This is a genomic window from Saccharococcus thermophilus (assembly GCF_011761475.1).
Lineage (GTDB): Bacteria > Bacillota > Bacilli > Bacillales > Anoxybacillaceae > Saccharococcus > Saccharococcus thermophilus.
Map to the genome: position 1 here is coordinate 642,273 of NZ_JAASRS010000001.1, position 20,277 is coordinate 662,549.

The 20,277-nt window shown below is 45.3% G+C and carries 19 protein-coding genes; 18 read left to right on the forward strand and 1 reads right to left on the reverse strand.

Annotation, left to right across the window (positions count from 1 at the left end):
* Window positions 1-112 precede the first annotated feature (112 nt).
* Together BDD39_RS03470 and BDD39_RS03475 are read left to right on the forward strand one after the other, a co-directional pair.
* Window positions 113-898 carry a patatin-like phospholipase family protein gene (locus tag BDD39_RS03470; protein WP_166908145.1) on the forward strand — a complete coding sequence of 262 codons (786 nt, stop codon included), beginning with the start codon at window positions 113-115 and terminating at the stop codon, window positions 896-898.
* On the forward strand, window positions 898-1,911 hold the full coding sequence (locus BDD39_RS03475; RefSeq protein WP_166908147.1) for a SepM family pheromone-processing serine protease: 1,014 nt from the start codon (window positions 898-900) through the stop codon (window positions 1,909-1,911). Before BDD39_RS03470 ends, BDD39_RS03475 begins: the two co-directional genes overlap by 1 nt.
* 22 nt (window positions 1,912-1,933) lie before the next feature.
* Here the strand turns inward: BDD39_RS03475 and BDD39_RS03480 are convergent, their stop codons facing one another.
* Window positions 1,934-3,139, reverse strand: coding sequence for a nucleotidyltransferase (locus BDD39_RS03480; protein ID WP_166908149.1), 1,206 nt, complete (start codon window positions 3,137-3,139; stop codon window positions 1,934-1,936).
* A gap of 143 nt (window positions 3,140-3,282) precedes the next feature.
* Between BDD39_RS03480 and BDD39_RS03485 the strand changes: the two genes are divergently transcribed.
* The 16 genes from BDD39_RS03485 to spoVE all read left to right on the forward strand — a co-directional run bounded on the left by BDD39_RS03485 (window position 3,283) and on the right by spoVE (window position 20,210).
* Complete coding sequence (locus tag BDD39_RS03485; protein ID WP_166908151.1) at window positions 3,283-3,825, forward strand: YceD family protein; 543 nt, start codon at window positions 3,283-3,285, stop codon at window positions 3,823-3,825.
* Window positions 3,826-3,892: 67 nt separating this feature from the next.
* A complete protein-coding gene (gene rpmF / locus BDD39_RS03490; protein WP_003251950.1) occupies window positions 3,893-4,066 on the forward strand; it encodes a 50S ribosomal protein L32 in 174 nt (57 codons plus the stop codon).
* Window positions 4,067-4,240: 174 nt separating this feature from the next.
* Entirely contained in the window at window positions 4,241-5,002 is a 762-nt protein-coding gene (locus BDD39_RS03495) for an enoyl-CoA hydratase/isomerase family protein (protein WP_166908153.1), read from the forward strand.
* Between the two features lie 70 nt (window positions 5,003-5,072).
* Entirely contained in the window at window positions 5,073-5,666 is a 594-nt protein-coding gene (locus tag BDD39_RS03500) for an RsfA family transcriptional regulator (RefSeq protein WP_166908155.1), read from the forward strand.
* A 103-nt stretch (window positions 5,667-5,769) separates the two neighbouring features.
* Window positions 5,770-6,669 (forward strand): 2-dehydropantoate 2-reductase, encoded by a 900-nt coding sequence (locus tag BDD39_RS03505; RefSeq protein WP_166908158.1) that lies wholly within the window; start codon window positions 5,770-5,772, stop codon window positions 6,667-6,669.
* Window positions 6,662-7,048, forward strand: coding sequence for a DUF3397 domain-containing protein (locus BDD39_RS03510; protein ID WP_166908160.1), 387 nt, complete (start codon window positions 6,662-6,664; stop codon window positions 7,046-7,048). Before BDD39_RS03505 ends, BDD39_RS03510 begins: the two co-directional genes overlap by 8 nt.
* Window positions 7,049-7,148: 100 nt before the next feature.
* Window positions 7,149-8,777, forward strand: coding sequence for a bacillithiol biosynthesis cysteine-adding enzyme BshC (gene bshC / locus BDD39_RS03515; RefSeq protein WP_166908162.1), 1,629 nt, complete (start codon window positions 7,149-7,151; stop codon window positions 8,775-8,777).
* Between the two features lie 313 nt (window positions 8,778-9,090).
* Entirely contained in the window at window positions 9,091-10,023 is a 933-nt protein-coding gene (rsmH, locus tag BDD39_RS03520) for a 16S rRNA (cytosine(1402)-N(4))-methyltransferase RsmH (protein ID WP_166908164.1), read from the forward strand.
* Window positions 10,024-10,097: 74 nt separating this feature from the next.
* A complete protein-coding gene (ftsL, locus tag BDD39_RS03525; RefSeq protein ID WP_166908167.1) occupies window positions 10,098-10,451 on the forward strand; it encodes a cell division protein FtsL in 354 nt (117 codons plus the stop codon).
* 6 nt (window positions 10,452-10,457) lie between these two features.
* On the forward strand, window positions 10,458-12,671 hold the full coding sequence (locus BDD39_RS03530) for a penicillin-binding protein (protein ID WP_166908170.1): 2,214 nt from the start codon (window positions 10,458-10,460) through the stop codon (window positions 12,669-12,671).
* A 71-nt stretch (window positions 12,672-12,742) separates the two neighbouring features.
* Entirely contained in the window at window positions 12,743-14,686 is a 1,944-nt protein-coding gene (locus BDD39_RS03535) for a stage V sporulation protein D (protein ID WP_166908172.1), read from the forward strand.
* A gap of 126 nt (window positions 14,687-14,812) precedes the next feature.
* A complete protein-coding gene (locus BDD39_RS03540) occupies window positions 14,813-16,285 on the forward strand; it encodes a UDP-N-acetylmuramoyl-L-alanyl-D-glutamate--2,6-diaminopimelate ligase (RefSeq protein WP_166908174.1) in 1,473 nt (490 codons plus the stop codon).
* Window positions 16,279-16,734 carry a hypothetical protein gene (locus BDD39_RS03545; protein WP_166908176.1) on the forward strand — a complete coding sequence of 152 codons (456 nt, stop codon included), beginning with the start codon at window positions 16,279-16,281 and terminating at the stop codon, window positions 16,732-16,734. Before BDD39_RS03540 ends, BDD39_RS03545 begins: the two co-directional genes overlap by 7 nt.
* The gene (gene mraY, locus BDD39_RS03550) at window positions 16,728-17,702 is read left to right on the forward strand and encodes a phospho-N-acetylmuramoyl-pentapeptide-transferase (protein ID WP_166908178.1); all 975 of its coding nucleotides are present in this window, start codon (window positions 16,728-16,730) and stop codon (window positions 17,700-17,702) included. The genes BDD39_RS03545 and mraY overlap by 7 nt, the downstream gene beginning before the upstream one ends.
* Window positions 17,703-19,058 (forward strand): UDP-N-acetylmuramoyl-L-alanine--D-glutamate ligase, encoded by a 1,356-nt coding sequence (gene murD / locus BDD39_RS03555; protein ID WP_166908181.1) that lies wholly within the window; start codon window positions 17,703-17,705, stop codon window positions 19,056-19,058.
* 51 nt (window positions 19,059-19,109) lie between these two features.
* On the forward strand, window positions 19,110-20,210 hold the full coding sequence (spoVE, locus tag BDD39_RS03560; protein WP_166908183.1) for a stage V sporulation protein E: 1,101 nt from the start codon (window positions 19,110-19,112) through the stop codon (window positions 20,208-20,210).
* The last annotated feature ends 67 nt before the right edge of the window (window positions 20,211-20,277 follow it).

Genomic DNA, 20,277 nt, shown 5'->3' on the forward strand with positions numbered 1-20,277 from the left:
TTTGAACGTCTTATTGCGATGTACAACCTCATATAATCTAATATACGAGTATAGGGGGGAGTTTTAGACCATAAGATGAAAACAAGACTGCCGTATAGAGGGGAGAGGCATAGTGTTTCCGAAAATCGGATTGGCGCTGGGTTCAGGAGGGGCGAGAGGGTTTGCCCATCTAGGAGTGCTGAAAGTATTGGAGGAAGAGAACATCCCGATTTCTTATATAGCCGGAAGCAGCATCGGGGCACTTGTCGCTGCCCTATATGCCAGCGGTCTCGGCCTTGACCGTTTATATAAGCTAGCAAAGTCGTTTCGCCGCAATAATTTCATCGATTTGACGATTCCAAAAATGGGACTGATTGCAGGAAAGCGAATTACTGAGTTTATCCGGCTCCTTACCAAGGGCAAAAAAATAGAGGAACTAGAAATTCCGATAGCGATTGTCGCCACCGACTTGCAAACAGGCGCAAAAGTGGTGTTTCGTCAAGGCGATGTGGCTCGTGCGGTGCGGGCTAGCATTTCCATTCCTGGCATTTTTGTTCCGGCAGAGGTTGATGGACGGTTGCTTGTAGACGGCGGGGTGGTCGATCGCGTTCCTGTTTCCGTTGCCCGTGAGATGGGGGCAGATATAGTGATTGCCGTCGATGTTTCTCCAGTGAATGTGAATAGCGAAATTACTTCGATATTTGATGTCATTTTACAAAGCCTTGATATTTTGCAGGATGAAATCGTTTCGCATCGGCAGCTTGCCTCGGATGTGATGATTCGTCCGCGCGTGGAGGCGTATAGTTCACGCGCATTTACTGATATCGAAGAGATTATCGCGATCGGAGAAGAGGAAGCAAGAAAAGACATAGCAAAAATTCGCCAAGCAATTGAAAAGTGGAAGGAGCATTCGCGCTGATGAAGAAACGAACATATGTGGTGGCGTTTTTCTTTGGCGTCACCGTAGCTTTGCTGATGATTTTTATAAAACTTCCCTACTATGTCACAATGCCGGGAACTGCGCAAGATTTAAAACCGCTTGTTCATGTCGAACATGGCGATGATGATGCGGGAACGTTTATGTTAACGACTGTGAAAATGGGAAGGGCTAATGCCGTTTCCTATCTTCTCGCCCACGTTCGCCCGTTTTATGAACTTTATCCGCTTGAAGAAATTAAACAAGATGGGGAAAGCGATGAAGAATATACGATGCGCCAGCTCCAGATGATGGAACAGTCGAAGGAAGCGGCGATTGCTGTTGCGTATAAAAAAGCAGGAAAGCCTGTTTCCTATAAAACAAACGGGATATATGTGATGAGCGTGTTGCCGCATATGCCGGCGCACGGACATCTAAAAGTCGGCGACCGTATCGTGGAAATAGACGGGAAAAAGATGGCTACATCGGACGAGATGATAAAATATATCCGCTCAAAGAAAAAAGGAGATAAAGTTCATATTACATTTGTTCGCGGCAAAAAACAAAAAGAAGCGACGCTTGCCTTAATGCCATTCCCGCATGATCCGAAACAAATAGGCATCGGGATTTCGCTTATAACCGATTATGACATCGTTACGAATCCGCCTGTCCACATTGACTCTGAACAGATTGGCGGGCCGTCGGCCGGGCTAATGTTTGCTCTAGAAATTTATAACCAATTAGTGAAGGAAGATATTACGAAAGGGCATAAAATTGCCGGCACCGGCACGATCAATATAGACGGGGAAGTCGGTCCAATCGGCGGCATCTCGCAAAAAGTTGTCGCTGCTGACCGCGAAGGAGCGGAAATTTTCTTTGCCCCTAATGAGCACGGCGCAGCCGACTCAAACTATCGCGAAGCAGTGAAAACGGCAAAAGAAATCGGGACAAAGATGAAAATTGTCCCGGTCGATACGTTTGATGATGCGATCCGCTATTTAAAACATATGCAATAGTTTCAGCGTTCATCGGCGATTGTTACAGCTGAATCGGAGCGGTTGCGTACTCCTCTTTTAGCACTTGTGTGCGAAGTGGTTCGGAGAATATAGCGGCATAAGCAGAGGCCGCTTTTTTTTCTTGCTCGTAAATCGAGTCAAGTTTTAATTTTGCTACTTTCGTGACTAGCGGCAATGATAGATCTTTTTTTACAAGCTGCAAGTAACGGCGTCCGTTTTCCGTCATGCCAAGCAGACGAATGTATGTCGGCGTTTCCGTTTGGTTCTGTTGTTCTTTTGTAAAATTCGTTAAAATATGGGTGCATGTTCGTTGCAACCGCGTCCATGTATATCGTTTTGTTTTCACCTTATCGATAAACGCGGAAAACGTCGAGGCAGTGGCGATTGCTTGCTTAAGACGGTATTCTATTCCTTCCTCGACGCCGGCGATTTGGCGAAGTTCTGCTTCTTCTGCCGTCATGATGCGGTATTTTAAAAAAGGGAAATAGGCTTCCCATTCATGAAGGGTTCCATATGCGTCGTGATATTGCTTTAATATTTGTTTTGTCGCCGCAGGTATGTATGGAGCGATCATTTCGAGCTTGTCCGGCGACCCTTGCAGCGCTTTCCGCAAGCTTGTAGCGCTGGCGATGGACGGGTGGGAAAAGGTTTCATCATGATAGTTGGAGGCGATGCGGCGGATCGTGCGCGGAGTGATTGGAAGTTCATGTTGCAAAATGGCTTTCACATAAGCGAAGCCGAGCATATTGTTTGGCTTTGTTAAGTCAAGAGCAGCACTGCGGAATCGTTTCCAGGCTTCCGCGTTTGCCTGCGGATAGCTTAATCCTCTTTGCAGCGCTTCCTGTACATAACGGTCGTGTTTCTCTTTTTGCTGAAAAAATGTTGCGGCTGCTTCAAGAAATGCCGCTATATCTCCATTTTCGCTCCCAAAGCAAATTTCCGCGCAATGTAAAGCATGAAGGAGCATCACCGCGCCGTTAGCGAATCGCTCCGCCGCTTGAACGGCAAACGTATATGGCAATTCAATCACGATATCGACTCCGGCTGAGAGCGCCATTTTCGTGCGTGCCCATTTTGATACGAGCGCCGGTTCTCCGCGTTGCAGAAAATTTCCGCTCATGACGGCAATGACACAATCGGCGCCGGTTTGTTTTTTCGTTTCTTGCAGATGATATAAATGTCCGTTATGGAACGGATTATACTCGACAATAATTCCAACCGCTTTCATCTGCCTTCTCCCTATCAATGAATTTGATCAAGCAAGGTGATAAATTGGATAGAAACTGACAACAATTATACTGTAAAGAAAAAATATTGACAAATAAAGAAACGAAACGTATAATTTTCTTTGTTGTCTTGAGGTGATTTTTTATGAAATGGACCGTTCATCAACTTCACCAGTTTCATCATAGGGAAATGGTGATTGACGAATATGTCGATGTTTCCGATCTAAAGCAAATGGATACATCGATCCGCGATATTTCGCCGGTGCATGTACAAGGAAAGGCGGATATCGGTTCGACAAAGTTTACCTTTCACTTTTCTGTATCGGGAACAATGGTTCTGCCTTGTTCGCGGACGTTAGTTGACGTTTCGTATCCATTTTCCATTGAAACGACGGAAACGTTTTTTATGAATGATTACGATATCGTATCAGATGAAGATACACATTTAGTAAAAAATGAAACAGTAGATTTGCTGCCGATTATTAAAGAGCTTATCCTTCTAGAAATTCCGCTGCAAGTATTTGCAGAAGAAGGAACGGCGCAAGACGGGGCTCCCCAGTCCGGAGAAGGTTGGGAAGTGATTCAGGAAGATCGCTGGGAAGAGATGGTAGAAGAGCAAGTAAAACAGAAGATCGACCCTCGTCTGGCTGGCCTAGCGAAGTTTTTTGATAAGGACAAAAAGGAATAAGCGAAGCACCCGGGTTGAATCCGGATTTTTGCTAATACTTTGACATGCTGATAAGGAGGTGGGAAGCATGGCAGTACCTTTTAGAAGAACATCGAAAACAAGAAAAAGACTGCGCCGCACTCACTTTAAATTGCAAGTGCCGGGCATGGTAGAATGCCCAAATTGCGGTGAAATGAAATTAGCGCATCGCGTTTGCAAATCTTGCGGAACTTACAAAGGAAGAGAAGTTGTCAACAAATAATTCATGGAATCATTAACAACAAGCACAAGAGTAAAAACTTGTGCTTGTTGTTTTTTTATACCAAGCGAGAATCCCCATTTCCGCCAGAAGTAAGTGGGAGAAAAGGTCAATAGGCAAGCAGGAAAATCGGCACTGAATGCCCAATTGATTGTAAAGAAAGGGGGAAAGCAAGACATGGCTGTAGCGATCATAGAGCATGACCGCAATGGAATTGTATGGTTTACGATTTGCCGTCCGGAAAAACGCAACGCTATTAATTTTGAAGTGATGGACAAATTAGAAGAAACGATAAATCTGGTGGAAAATGATCAGCAGGCAAAAATGCTTGTCATCACCGGAACGGGCGAGAAAGCGTTTTGTTCCGGCGGTGATTTAAGCCAATTTCAGCATCTGCGAGCTGAAGGCGCAAGACAAATGTTAAAAAGGATGGGTGAACTTTTATATTCGTTGCTTACGCTGTCTAAACCAACGGTTGCCTTGATCAATGGTGCAGCGATGGGCGGCGGCTGTGAACTGGCGTCTGCCTGTGATTTCCGCTATGCGAAGGCGGGAAGCAAAATCGGCTTTATTCAAGGAAAATTGGGAATAACGACCGGCTGGGGCGGAGCGACAATGCTTTTTGAAAAGCTTTCTTATACGCAAGCGCTGAATATATTGCTGCGTGCGGAAAGAATCCAGGCGGAGACCATGAAAGAATATGGATGGATCGATGCGGTGTTGCCCGGCAACGATCTTCGGGAAGAATGTCGGCAATTGCTCGCTCCATACGTATCGCAATCGGTTGCCGTCTTGCGTGCTTATAAGCTGGCGGCGATAGGAAAATGGAAAAGCGATGAATTTCGCATGAGGTTTTTTGCCGAAATCAGCCGATGTGCCGAATTGTGGGGCGCGGAAGAACATGAAAAGGCGGTGCAGGCTTTTTTGAAGAAATCCTAATTTTCTCCTTCTATCGTTTCTACTAGCCGCATACATATAGTGAAAAAGCGGCTATTAGGGGGGGAAGAAGATGACAAGTGTACGCCAGGATGCATGGACGCAAGAGGAAGATTTGCTATTAGCGGAAGTGGTCTTGCGCTATATTCGCGAAGGTGGCACACAGCTTCAAGCCTTTGAAGAAGTAGGGCGGCGTTTGTCGCGAACGGCAGCTGCGTGCGGTTTTCGCTGGAATTCTTATGTGCGAAAGCAGTATAAAGAAGAAATTGAGCTGGCAAAAAGGCAGCGAAAGGAGCGCAAAAAAGTAGCGTCATCTAATGAAGATAAGGGACAAAAGCAGGCAGAAGCAATACTAGAGAAAAACTTAACATGGTCCGATGTGATCACCTTTTTGCAAACATATGGGCAAAAGGCGCGTGACTGGCAAAGAATAGCAGATGAAAACAGAGCCTTGAAGAAAGATATGGAGCAATTGCAACAAATGGTTACGAAATTACAGACGGAGAAAGAGACGCTGCAAAAAGAACTATCGGCCATTCAAGCAGAGTATAAAACGTTGCTTGCCATTATGGAACGCGCGCGAAAAATGATTGTGCTTGAAGAGCAGGGGCAAAAAGAAAAAAAAGACGAACACGAGCAAAATCTCGTCCCGGAAAACGCAGAGTAGCCAAAAAAGCTGACGTTCTCGTCAGCTTTTTTTCTTAACGGAGGAAGCGCTTGTTTGCTAAAATAGGACTAACATGAATTAGTTGGAAAGCGGAGGGAATGTTGTGAGAATTGGCATTGTCGGCGGTGGAGCGATCGGTTTGTTAGTCGCCGCATATTTAGGCAAAGAATATGAAGTCACTGTGTACACAAGGCGAGCGCTGCAAGCAAAGCGATTAATGGATGAGGGTTTGCTGCTTGAAAAAAAAGGGGAAACGACATGCATTTCTCTGCGGGCGATGCCGTTTGCCCAAGCAGCCATTCATGATGATATTGTGTTTGTCACGGTGAAACAGTACGATATGGAGGCCGTCCTTGACAGCAAAGATCGGTTTCAACATGTTCGCAACGTCGTATTTTTACAAAATGGAATGGGGCATGTGGAAAAGCTAGCTTCTTTTGCCGAAAAAAATGTGATTGTCGGTGTGGTGGAGCATGGCGCAATAAAGCGGGACGACCGTACTGTAGAGCATACCGGAATTGGAAAAATTGTGCTAGCAAGCTTATATGGCACATTGCAAGACGTTGTTCCTCTAGCAGCAACATGTATTCCTGATTTTTCGTTTGAAATTGCTGATGACTGGGAGCAAATGCTAGTAAAAAAATTGATTGTTAATGCCGTCATTAATCCATTGACGGCACTTTTACGCGTTCCAAACGGAAAGTTGCTGCAAGTGGCGCCGTATTACGAAATGATGAAACTGTTGTTTTCCGAATTGCAACAAGTATTGCCAATTAAGGACCGTGAGGCGGCATGGAAGCATATTGTGAGCATTTGTCAAAAAACGGCCAAAAATTATTCATCGATGTTGATGGATATTGCACAACAGCGCAAAACGGAAGTGGACGCTATTTTGGGATATGTGTTAAAAAAAGGGGACGAACTTGGCCTATCGCTGCCGCTTGTGCGATTTTTGTTTTATGCGGTAAAGGGGATGGAGGAAGGAGGAGAAAAAAATGGGTGAGCTGCTGGCCCGGCTGATCGCGACATTTGTCACGGTGCCATTATTCGCCTTTTTCTTTGTCTATTTCTGCGCACGCAAGGTATGGAAAAGAAAACGAAAATCGTTCTACGCAGCGGTAAACGTGTCTACGCTTTTTTTTATTGTTGCTGTTCACTATTTGCTTATCATTTTGTCGGGAAAATCGTATTTATTGTATATTATTCTCTTTTTATTAGTGATGCATATGTTGATTGCGATCGGATATTGGAGGAAAAAAGCAGATTTTCATTTGGTCCCGGTTTTCCGGCTGTTTTGGCGGGCGAGTTTTCTATTGTTTTCCTCGCTTTATGTCGGTTTGCTTGTCTATGGCATGGTGACGAGAGTACTGGCTAATTTGTAAAGAAAAACGGCGGATAGTAGTGAGCAACTATTTTTTCATTTACCAAAAAGAAATGCTATACTCATGAAAGAACATACATAAAGAAAGGGAGTTTTTTCACATGGAAGTTCGCGAGGTTCCTTTGGCGGCTACTACACCGTTAGCAACCGATTACATAAATGGTACTTTTCCAACAGAAAAAGGCTTTTCTTATTCGCTCGAAGCGGAGAATGTGTTCCGGAGGCGGCTTTCTGACATAAAAGAAAGAACGTATTCCCGCCGCGAGCTAGTGTCCTATTTGCGTTCCTATCATAAGCAGTTTTCGGCAAGCGTCAAAACGATGGAGAATATCGAAAAACTGCTTGATCCAGAAAGCGTAGTGGTTGTTGGAGGGCAACAAGCGGGACTGTTGACCGGTCCGCTTTATACCATTTACAAAATCATTACAATCATCCAGCTTGCGAAAGAGCAAGAAAGGCAATTAGGAGTGCCGGTTGTCCCGCTTTTTTGGATTGCCGGTGAAGATCATGATATCGCCGAAGTCAATCACGTGTACGTTAGTGAAGGCGGGAAAATGAAAAAATACGTTTATCCTCACCTCCCACAGGAAAAACGTATGGTGGCGGATGTGCCGCTAGACCGTCAAAGCGGTTATGAATGGATTGCTAATGTTGTCAAAACATACGGGGAAACAGAGACGACCAATAAGCTGCTCGATTTTCTATTCCAATGTTTGGATGAATCGCAAACATTTGTCGACTTTTTCGCTTCAATCGTTTTGCGTCTATTTGCTTCGGAAGGTTTGGTTGTGCTGAATGCGGCCGATGCCGGGTTGCGCGCGCTTGAGGGTGACTTTTTTGCTGCTTTGATCGAGCGCCATCGCGATGTAACGGCTGCCGTGCTGCAAAAACAAGCAGAGCTTCGCGAGCTCGGATATCAACAGATGCTCGATATCCATCCACATTCCGCCAATTTATTTTATTATGATGGACGGGAACGTTGGCTGCTTGAATATGATCCGCAGAAAGAGATGTTTTGCAGTAAAAAAGGAGAAGTCCTGTTTGCGAAAGAGGAATTGATGCAACTGGCCAAAACAAAGCCGGCACATCTAAGCAATAATGTCGTAACCCGCCCGCTTATGCAAGAATTTTTGCTGCCGACGCTGGCGTTTGTGGCCGGGCCTGGAGAAATCGCTTACTGGGCTGAGCTGAAAGGGACGTTCTCCATCTTTGGTTTACAAATGCCACCTGTTGTTCCACGCCTTCATATGACGATTGTTGAGCGCTCCATCCAAACCGATCTAGCCGACATCGGCATTGATATTATGGATGTGCTCAACGGACGGATCGAAACGGTAAAACAACAATGGCTGGCGGAAAAAACCCGTTATCCGCTTGAAGACATATTCGCGAAAGCGAAGGAGGAAATCGAGGAGATTCACCGCCCGCTGAGGGAAATCGGTATGGAAATTGACCGCGGATTAGCGGGAGTGTTGGCGAAAAATGCTACTCTTGTGCAGGCACAAATCGATTTTCTTCAGCAAACGTTGCAGCGGGCGTTAATGAGGAAATATGAAGTGCAATTACAAAAATTTTTGCGAGTGGAAATGGCATTAAGACCGAATAAAGCGCCGCAGGAACGGATTTGGAACATTTTCTATTACATTAACAAATACGGATTTGGTTTTGTAGAAAAACTTTTTCAATGGAATGACCATTGGAACGGAATGCATAAAATTGTATATATATAAGGCTTTTTCAAAGAAAAAGTCGAAAAGAAAAATCCTGTTTGTTGCAGGATTTTTTTTTATTAGAATGAATAAATAGTTACACCATACAATTGATGGAAAAAAAGTAAAATAAAAACGTATGTTCGCAATGATAAGGGTTACGCCGAAATATGACAAAAACAAACAGAAGAAGACGTGTTTTTACAAAAAAAGCTAAAATTTTGTTAGGTTTTGCGGTATAATAAATAAACGATCGCCCTGTTAGAAATGAGACAAGCTATGCTGCGATGAGGCGGATCAATACGCAGCAATGAGTGATAAAGGTGGTGAACATGTGTTTCAACATACAACCGTACTATTAAAAGAAGCAGTAGATGGGCTTTGTATCAAACCGGATGGAACTTATGTCGACTGCACGCTTGGCGGCGGCGGGCATAGCGAGTATTTGCTTTCGCAATTGTCAGAAAAAGGCCGTTTATTTGCCTTTGATCAAGATGATATGGCCATCGCACATGCGCGAAAACGGTTAGCCCGTTACGAGAAACAAGTAACGTTTATTCATAGAAACTTTCGTTTTTTGCAAGAGGAACTGGCGGCGCGCGGAGTGGAAGAAGTAGACGGGATTTTATTTGATTTAGGAGTGTCTTCGCCGCAGCTGGATATACCGGAGCGAGGGTTTAGCTATCACTATGATGCGCCATTGGATATGCGGATGAACCGCGAACAATCGTTAACGGCGTATGACATCGTCAACCATTGGCCGTATGAAAAGCTGGTCCATATCTTTTTTCATTATGGTGAGGAAAAATTTTCGAAACAGGTGGCGCGAAAAATTGAAGAAGTGCGCAAAGAAAGGCGAATTGAAACGACGGGAGAACTAGTAAACATCATTAAAGAAGCGATTCCGGCGCCAGCGAGACGGAGCGGAGGACATCCTGCGAAACGAATTTTTCAGGCGATCCGCATCGCTGTCAACGATGAGTTGCAAGCATTTAAAGAAGCGATTGCACAGGCGATTGATTTATTAAAACGCGGTGGAAGAATTAGTGTGATTACGTTTCACTCGTTAGAAGACCGGATTTGTAAAGTGGCTTTTAAAGAAGCAAGCCAAGGTCCACAGCTTCCTCCCGGACTTCCGCTTATTCCTGATCAGCACCGCCCCGTACTAAAAATGATTACGAAAAAGCCGATCGTTCCTTCCGAAGAAGAAGTGGAACAAAACCATCGGGCGCGCTCTGCGAAGTTGCGCATCGCCGAAAAGCTATAAACAAAAAAGCTTCCATCTATCGCCGGTATGAAAGAAAAAGAAGATAAAACATTTATAAACAGGAGGGAAAAAGAATGAACAATACAGCGGTAAAAATTCACGAACAGCAGCGCCCATCGTCGCGTCCCCATACGAGAAAACAACGAAAGCTGCGCATTCGTTTTACGTTAGGGGAAAAGCTTTTGTTTCTCTCGTTTTGCCTGTTTGTTTTGTACACGGCTGTACATATGGTGTCCAACCAAGTGAAGATTTATCAAACGAACAAAGAAATTCAAAAGCTGGAAGAAGCGATTCAAGAACAGCAAAAACAAAACCGTGATTTATATGTCGAAGTGCAACAATTAAGCACGTACGAACGGATTTTGCAAAAGGCGAAAGAGCTCGGCCTCTCGTTAAACGAAAACAATGTAAAAGTTGTACAGGAATGATTGCCGATGGATATGAAAAAGCATAAAAATACACATAAAGGAGCAGCTGTATTATTTTTCCTATTCGGTCTGCTCTTTTTTGTGTTATTTGCCCGTTTTATTCAGCTACAAGTAACGGGAGTCGCCGATGGCCAGGTGTTGGCAGTGAAGGCGGAAGAAAAATACAAACAGAAACGGACGCTTGATGCAAAACGCGGAACCATTTTTGACCGGAACGGCGAGGTGCTTGCGGAGGATGTGCCGTCCTATACCGTTGTTGCTATTCTTGACCCTAAGATGACGATCGATCCTAAGCATCCAAGACATGTTGTCGATCCGCACAGGACCGCCCAAAAGCTGGCTCCGTTGTTAAACATGGGGGTCGATGAAGTCGAGAAGATTTTAACGAAAAATGCCAAACAAGTGGAATTTGGCTCCCATGGGCGAAATATTAGTTATGAGCTAAAGCAAAAAATTGAGGCGCTCCATCTTCCAGGAATCGGATTTATCCGTGATACAAAACGGTTTTATCCAAACGGGAATTTCGCTTCGTATGTCATTGGCTATGCACAAAAAATGGAGAACAACGAAACAGTCGGAAAAATGGGGCTTGAGAAAAAGTTGGATAAGTATTTGCGTGAAAAGAACGGCTACGTTTCTTTTGCCGGAGATATAAACGGCTTCCGTCTGCCAAATACGAAGGAAAAGATCGTTCCGCCTAATAACGGCGACAATGTATATTTAACAATTGACGGAAAAATTCAATCGTTTTTGGAAGATGCGATGAATGAGGTTGAAAAACAATATAGGCCGAAAAAAATCATTGCGATTGTCGCCGACCCAAAAACAGGAAAAATTTTAGCGATGGCGACAAGACCAAGCTTTGACCCGAATAAACGCGATATTACCAACTATTTTAACGATGCGATTTCGTATCCGTATGAGCCGGGATCGACGATGAAAATTTTTACGCTTGCTGCCGCGATTAATGAAGGGGTGTATAACGGCAATGAGCAATACCACTCCGGTGCCTATAAAGTAGGACCGAATGTTATCCGCGACCATAATAAAGTAGGCTGGGGAACGATTACATTTAACGAGGGCGTCCAGCGTTCCTCCAATGTCGCTTTTGCGATTTTAGTCAAAGAAAAGCTCGGAGAAGACCGCTTTTTGCAATATTTGCACCGGTTTCACTTTGACCAAAAAACTGGCATTGATCTTCCTGGAGAAGCGGTAGGACAAATTCATTATCGCTATCCGATTGAGCGGATTACAACCGGGTTCGGACAAGGGACGTCAGTAACGCCAATTCAGCAAATTCAGGCGGCTACCGCGATCGCTAACGGCGGAAAAATGATGAAACCGTATGTGATTGACCGTATCGTTGATCCCGATACGGGAAAGGTCATAATGAAACACGAGCCGGAAGTGGTCGGCCAACCGATTACGGAAGATACGGCGCATAAAGTGTTAGATATATTGGAAACGGTCGTTACTTCCGAGCATGGGACGGGGCGTCCATATCAAATCGAAGGCTACCGGGTGGCCGGAAAAACGGGAACGGCGCAAATCCCATCACCGAATGGGGGATATTTAATAGGCCGAGAAAATTATATTTTTTCCTTTTTGGGAATGGCTCCGAAAGAAGATCCTCGCCTCATTATGTATGTAGCCGTCCAGCAGCCGAAATTATCATATACAGAGACGGGCGCTGCACCGGTTTCTCGTATTTTTACGAGCGTGATGAAAAACAGTCTGCAATATTTGCACATTCAGCCTTCGCCAAATCAGGATAAGAAGGTGAAGGAGCAAGCAGTTGGAATGGAAATAGCCTCTTATGTCGGCCGTTCGACAGAAGAAGCGGTGAAGGAGTTAAAAGAAAAAGGACTTATTCCGGTCGTCATCGGAAAAGGGCAGCAAATTGAAGAACATATACCGCGAGCGGGAGATCGCATTATCGCCAGAGAACGAGTCGTGCTAAAAACGGACGGCGAAGCGGTGATGCCGGATGTCCGCGGCTGGTCGCTGCGTGATGTCATGAAGGTAGCGGAACTTCTTGGGCTTCAGACTAGCGTGAAAGGAAACGGGTATGTGGTGAGCCAAAATATTCGCCCAGGGGCAATCGTTAAAAAAGGCGACTACTTAATTGTCGAACTGGCAGAGCCGCGCAAATGGGATGAAGCGGTAATGCAAAAACAAAAAGAAGCAGCGGATAGAAAAAGCGACGGTCCACAGGAGTAATTTCGGCCGTTCTATAATGGGGAGTACAAGCATATAGTGGAACGAGCCCATCATAAAGGAGGTTCTGCTATATGCGCGTTTCCCATGTCACCGTGCGTAAACGGCTGATGGTTGTTTTGCTCGTTGGGGTGCTCATTTTTGCGATTATCGATATTCGCCTTGGCTATGTGCAATTTATATTAGGAAATACGCTGACTGAGCGGGCCAAAGATTCATGGAGCAGGAACATCCCGTTCGAACCGAAGCGCGGAGAAATTTTGGACCGCAACGGTGTTCCGCTTGCCACCAATATGAGCGCTCCGACCGTATACGTGATTCCGCGGCAAATTGAAAATCCGGCCGATACGGCAGAAAAGTTAGCGAAAGTGTTAAATGCGCCTGTCGAGAAGATATATAAACGTATTACGAAAAAAACGTCGATTGAACGCATTCCGGAAGGGAGAAAAATTTCAAACGAAAAAGCAAAAGAAATTCGCGCCCTCGGTTTAAAAGGAGTATATATTGCCGAGGATACGAAACGCTACTATCCGTTTGGCAGCTATTTGTCCCATGTGTTAGGATTCACCGGTATCGACAATCAAGGATTGACAGGACTGGAGCTTTATTACGATAAAGAATTGAGCGGTCAGCGTGGGTCGGTGCAATTTTATTCCGATGCGAAGGGAAAAAGGATGCCAAATATGACGGATGAATATACACCGCCGACAGACGGCTTGAATTTGATGCTGACGATTGATTCACGCATTCAAACGATTGTCGAGAGGGAACTCGACATTGCGGAAGCGAGGTATAATCCAGACGGCATTATTGCGATTGCCATGAACCCGAATACAGGGGAAATTTTGGCGATGTCGAGCCGGCCGACATTTGATCCGGCAAACTATCGCAATGTCCCTCAGGAAATTTACAACCGCAATTTGCCGATCTGGAGTACATATGAACCTGGATCAACATTTAAAATTATTACGCTGGCAGCAGCGTTAGAAGAAAAAAAAGTAAATTTATTAAGAGATCATTTCTATGACCCTGGATATGTCAAAGTGGCGGGTGCTACGCTGCGTTGCTGGAAAAGAGGAGGACATGGCAGTGAAACGTTTTTAGAGGTAGTACAAAACTCGTGCAACCCGGGTTTTGTCGAGCTCGGCGAGCGGGTTGGAAAGAAAAAATTGTTTGATTATATTAAGAAGTTTGGGTTTGGTGAAAAAACGGGAATTGATTTGCAAGGGGAAGGAACCGGCATTTTGTTTGATTTGAAACGTGTAGGCCCGGTGGAACTGGCAACAACGGCATTTGGCCAAGGGGTATCGGTGACGCCGATCCAGCAAGTAGCGGCCGTTTCCGCAGCGGTCAACGGCGGAATTTTGTATACTCCATATATCGCCAAACAATGGATCGATCCAGAAACAGGAAAAGTGATTAGCCGCAATACGCCAAAAGAGAAGCGACGTGTTATTTCCGAGGAAACGTCCAAGCAAGTCCGTTATGCTTTAGAGAGCGTGGTCGCCCAGGGAACAGGGAGAGGCGCTTACGTGGAAGGATATCGGGTTGGCGGAAAAACAGGAACGGCACAAAAAGCGAAAAATGGCCGCTATTTAAAAAATAACTATATCGTTTCCTTTATCGGATTCGCACCGGCAGACGACCCACAGCTTGTCGTGTATGTTGCCGTTGACAATCCGAAAGGCACCGTGCAATTTGGAGGCGTTGTTGCAGCACCGATTGTCGGAAAAATTATGGAAGACAGCTTGCGTGTGCTTGGCGTAAAACCGCGAAAAGAGCAACTAGAAAAAGAGCGGGCATGGAATGATCCGAAAATGATTGAAGTTCCGAATTTAATCGGTTTATCAAAAAAAGACTTGCAACAGCAGCTTTTTGACTTAAAATTAGATGTTAGTGGAGAAGGCGACGTTGTCGTGGAACAAGCCCCGGAGCCGGGGACAAAAGTAAAAGCTGGGGCAACGATCCGCGTTTATTTGGCGAAAAAGACGCCATCTTCGGAAGAAAAAACACAATAAAGCGTGGGATACATTTTAGGGGGCGGCTGATGCAAATCATCATCGATTCTGTCTCGCCCCTTTTTCCGCTGCTTGTTTGTTTTCCGCTAGAAACGAACTATGATGAAGCGAAAGGGATGAACAATAGTGAAGTTGCAGACACTGCTTTCGTATTTGCACGACTTTACAGCGTATGCCGGTGAGAACCCAGACATTTCTTCGATCGAAATGGATTCGCGGCAAGTAAAAAAAGGAGCGTTGTTTATTTGCATCAAAGGATTTACCGTTGACGGCCATGACTTCGCCAGACAGGCGGTTGAAAATGGGGCGGCAGCGATCATTGCTGAACGGCCGCTTGATGTCGATGTGCCTGTTGTTGTTGTACGGGACAGCCGACGGGCAATGGCGGTGCTCGCCGACGCTTTTTATGGGCAGCCGACGCATAAACTGCATTTAATCGGCGTTACGGGCACAAACGGAAAAACGACAACGACTCATATAATAGAGCACATCGCCAGAAAAGCAGGGAAAAAAACAGGATTAATCGGGACGGTAAATGTGAAAATTGGCGACCATGCATATCCGACGCAAAATACAACACCAGAATCGCTATTGTTGCAACGTATGTTTAAGCAAATGGTCGATGAAGGTGTGGAGATAGCGGCTATGGAAGTATCTTCCCATGCTCTTCATATGGGGCGGGTGCACGGCTGTGATTATGATGTGGCCGTATTTACGAATTTGACGCAAGACCATCTTGACTATCATGGAACGATGGACGAATACCGCAACGCAAAAGGGCTGTTGTTTGCTCAGCTTGGCAACCGCTATGACCATAAGCGGCCAAAGTTCGCCATATTAAATAATGATGACCCTGCTTCTCAATATTATAAGCATATGACGGCAGCAACCGTCATTACATACGGTATTGAAACAGACAGTGATATTATGGCAAAGCAGATTGAGATAGCACCAAATGGGATGGCGTTTGATCTTGTCACCCCATACGGTACGGTACGAGTGCGGACAAAATTAATCGGTCTGTTTAATGTATATAATCTGCTGGCTGCCGCTTCTGCCTGCCTCGTATCCGGTTTTCCTCTCCCTGTCATTGTCGAGGCGATAGAAGACATAAGCGGTGTTGCCGGGCGGTTTGAAACGGTCGATGAAGGGCAAAACTTTACAGTAATCGTCGATTATGCACATACGCCAGATAGTCTCGAAAATGTTCTCCGAACGATTCGGCAATTTGCCAAGAAAAACGTGTATGTCGTTGTCGGTTGTGGAGGCGACCGCGACCGCACGAAACGGCCGCTGATGGCGCAAACAGCGGTCAAGTACGCGGATGTAGCGATTTTTACTTCCGACAATCCGCGGTCCGAGCCACCGGAGCAAATTTTGCGCGATATGGAAGCGGGTGTTCCCGGCGCGCGCTATGTCACGATGGTCGACCGCAAAGAAGCGATTCGCTATGCCATTGGGCAGGCGGAAGAAGGGGATATTATTTTAATTGCTGGCAAAGGGCACGAAACATATCAGATTATTGGCGATCGCATCATGGATTTTGATGATCGCGCCGTTGCCCGCGAAGTGATTAAGGAGAGAAGGGGCATATGTTGACGTACGAAATGGTGAAGCGGCTGTGCAAACAAGCTCGCGGGATTGTCGATGATACGATTCAATTTCGCCATGTTTTTGTCGACCCGCACCAACATGCGCCCAAAGGGTTGTTTGTTCCGCTTGGGCGTGGAGCGGAAACATTAAAAATTGCCATTGAAAATGGCGCGATTGCAGCGCTTTGGCAGGAAGAAGAAGAATTGCCGCGCTACATTCCGAATCAATTTCCGCTCTTTTTTGTCACCTCGCCGCTTCAGACGCTAGAAAAGCTGTTAGATTCATATATGCAGTGGGACAGTGATGCGGTCGAAAAAACGATATTTCATCTAACGGTTTCTGCGCATAATGGACGAAATGATTCATATGATATAGCGGTGTTTGGTGCGTTAAAACGTCTGCAGCAGAAATGGATGGATGCCCAAGGAAAAGAAGGATGTGACCATTCATGCTAGAACAAGTCATTGTTTTTGCCATCGCTCTTTCATTTATCATTACGGTAATATTATCACCAATTTTTATTCCGTTTTTGCGACGGTTAAAATTTGGGCAAAGCATCAGGGAAGAAGGGCCAAAATCGCATCAAAAAAAATCAGGCACCCCAACGATGGGAGGCATTATGATTTTGCTTTCCCTCGTTGTCACCACGTTATGGATGACAAAAAAATTCTCTACTCTTTCTGTGGAAACATATTTGCTTTTGTTTGTCACGGTCAGTTACGGAGTGCTTGGTTTTTTAGATGATATGATTAAAGTGGTGATGAAGCGAAACCTTGGTTTGACAAGCAAACAAAAGTTAATCGGACAAGTGATTATCGCGATTATCTTTTTCCTTGTCTATGAGCACAACGGTTTTTCTACTGCCTTACATATTCCGGGAACCGATCTTTCCGTTAACCTTGGCTGGGGATATGTGTTTTTGCTTATTTTTATGCTTGTTGGCGGTTCGAATGCCGTCAATTTAACGGATGGACTGGACGGATTATTGGCTGGCACAGCGGCGATCGCTTTTGGCGCCTATGCCGTTCTCGCTTGGAACCAAGGTCAGTATAATATTGCGATTTTCTGTGTTTCCGTTGTCGGAGCGGTGTTAGGCTTTTTAGTGTTTAATGCCCATCCGGCGAAAGTGTTTATGGGAGATACAGGATCGCTTGCGTTAGGAGGGGCTATCGCTGCCGTCGCCATTTTAACGAAACTGGAAATTTTGCTCGTCATTATTGGCGGCGTTTTTGTCATTGAAACGTTATCGGTAATTATTCAAGTCATCTCCTTTAAAACAACGGGAAAACGCGTATTCCGCATGAGCCCGTTGCATCATCATTATGAACTTGTTGGCTGGTCGGAATGGCGTGTCGTCGTTACGTTCTGGGCAGTCGGCTTACTATTTGCAATGCTAGGAATTTATATCGAGGTGTGGATCTAATTGAAACAGACAGCTTTCTATCAACATCGTCGGGTGTTAGTCATCGGTTTAGCGAAAAGTGGATTTGCGGCGGCGAAGCTCCTTCATGAGCTAGGCGCTATTGTCACCGTTAATGATCAAAAATCGTTTGAAGAGAATTCGAAAGCGAAGCAGCTAGAGCAAGAAGGAATTCGAGTCATTTGCGGCGGCCATCCGCCTGAGCTGTTGGATGAGCCGTTTGATTTCGTTGTGAAAAATCCAGGGATTCCCTATACAAATCCGATAGTAAAAAAGGCGCTCGAAAAAGGATTGCCGGTGGTAACGGAGGTAGAGTTAGCTTACCACATTTCCGAAGCGCCGTTTATCGGTATCACCGGTTCGAACGGGAAAACAACGACTACCACTTTAATTTATGAAATGCTGCAGGCAGGCGGAAAAGAGCCGCTGCTTGCCGGAAATATCGGCTTGGTTGCTTGTGAAGTGGCGAAAAAGGCAAAGGCGGATCAATGGCTTGTGACGGAACTTTCTTCGTTTCAGCTTGCGGGAATTCGTGAGTTTCGCCCGCATATCTCTGTCTTATTAAACATTTTTGACGCCCACTTAGATTACCATGGCACCAAGGAGGCTTACGCGCAGGCAAAAGCCAATATTTTTAAAAACCAGACAAAGGAAGATTACGCGGTTGTCAACGCAGATGACGAGCTGGTAATGCAGCTTGCCGAGAACATTCAGGCGCAAAAAATTCTTTTTTCGACGACCAAAGTGCTCGAACACGGCGCTTATATAAAAGACCGCATGGTTTACTGGAATGATGAGAAGGTTATTGCTGTTTCCGATATTGTTCTGCCAGGGAAACATAATTTGGAAAATATATTAGCGGCGATTTCTGCAGCCAAATTAGCAGGCGTAGACAATGAAGCGATTCATCAAGTGTTGACGACATTTACCGGAGTGAAACATCGGCTGCAATACGTGGACACGATTGACGGAAGACGGTTTTTCAATGACTCGAAAGCAACGAATATTTTGGCGACGCAAAAAGCGCTGGCCGCTTTCGAAAATGATGCGGTTATTTTGTTAGCAGGCGGACTAGACCGCGGCAATGAATTTGATGCCCTTCTTCCTTATTTGCGCAATGTCAAAGCGATCATCTTGTTTGGGCAAACGGCGCCAAAAATCGCCCGTATCGCCAAACAAGCGGGAATAGAAACGATTGAATATGTCGATAATGTGGAAAAAGCCGTGCCGGTTGCCTACCGATTATCGCAGCCGGGCGATGTCATTTTATTATCGCCGGCGTGTGCAAGCTGGGATCAATATAAAACTTTTGAACAAAGAGGGGACATTTTTATCAACGCCGTGCATAAGTTGAAATAGAGGGGAAAGGACAGCCTTTCCCCCAGTATAAAAAAGCAGAGGTGTTGGGCATTGCCGCGGAAAAAGTCTACGCCTGATTTTTTGTTAATCATCCTTACGTTTTCCTTATTAGCCATTGGATTGATTATGGTGTACAGCGCCAGTGCCGTTTGGGCGGAATATAAGTTTCATGACTCATTTTTCTTTGCCAAGCGGCAGCTTTTGTTTGCCGGGGTCGGCATCTTTGCCATGTTCTTTATTATGAATATCGATTATTGGACATGGCGTGATTGGTCGAAAGCATTGCTGATCATCTGTTTTGTGTTGCTTGTTCTTGTATTAATTCCGGGTATCGGCATGGTTCGTAACGGGTCACGCAGCTGGATTGGTGTCGGTGCTTTTTCGATCCAGCCGTCTGAATTTATGAAGCTTGCCATGATTGCCTTTTTGGCCAAATATTTATCGGAAAACCAAAAAAACATTATATCGTTTAAACAAGGGCTGTTGCCTGCGTTAGCATTGGTATTTGCGGCGTTTGGAATGATTATGCTTCAGCCCGATTTAGGAACGGGAACCGTTATGGTTGGGACGTGCATTGCGATGATTTTTGTCGCCGGTGCGCGCATCAGCCATTTTATCGGGCTAGGGGTGCTCGGACTGGCAGGTTTTGCTGCTCTTATTTTGTCAGCGCCGTACCGCATTAAGCGGATCACTTCCTTTTTAAATCCGTGGGAAGATCCGCTTGGCAGCGGGTTTCAAATCATTCAATCGCTCTATGCGATCGGTCCTGGCGGGTTGTTTGGCTTAGGATTAGGACAAAGCCGGCAAAAGTTTTTTTATTTGCCGGAGCCGCAAACGGACTTTATTTTTGCAATTCTAGCAGAAGAACTTGGCTTTATCGGTGGATCACTTGTATTGTTGCTATTTAGCCTGCTGCTTTGGCGTGGGGTCCGCATCGCGCTTGGAGCGCCGGATCTATACGGGAGTTTTCTGGCGATCGGCATTATTTGTATGGTAGCGATTCAAGTGATGATTAATATTGGCGTTGTTACAGGATTAATGCCGGTAACGGGGATTACGCTGCCGTTTTTAAGCTACGGCGGTTCGTCGCTGACGCTGATGTTGATGGCGATCGGCGTGTTATTAAATATTAGCAAACATGCAAGATATTGACCAAACAAACGCCATATCGCCAGACGGGATATAATATTTTGGATGCGCATAAAAAAGAGAAAAAGGG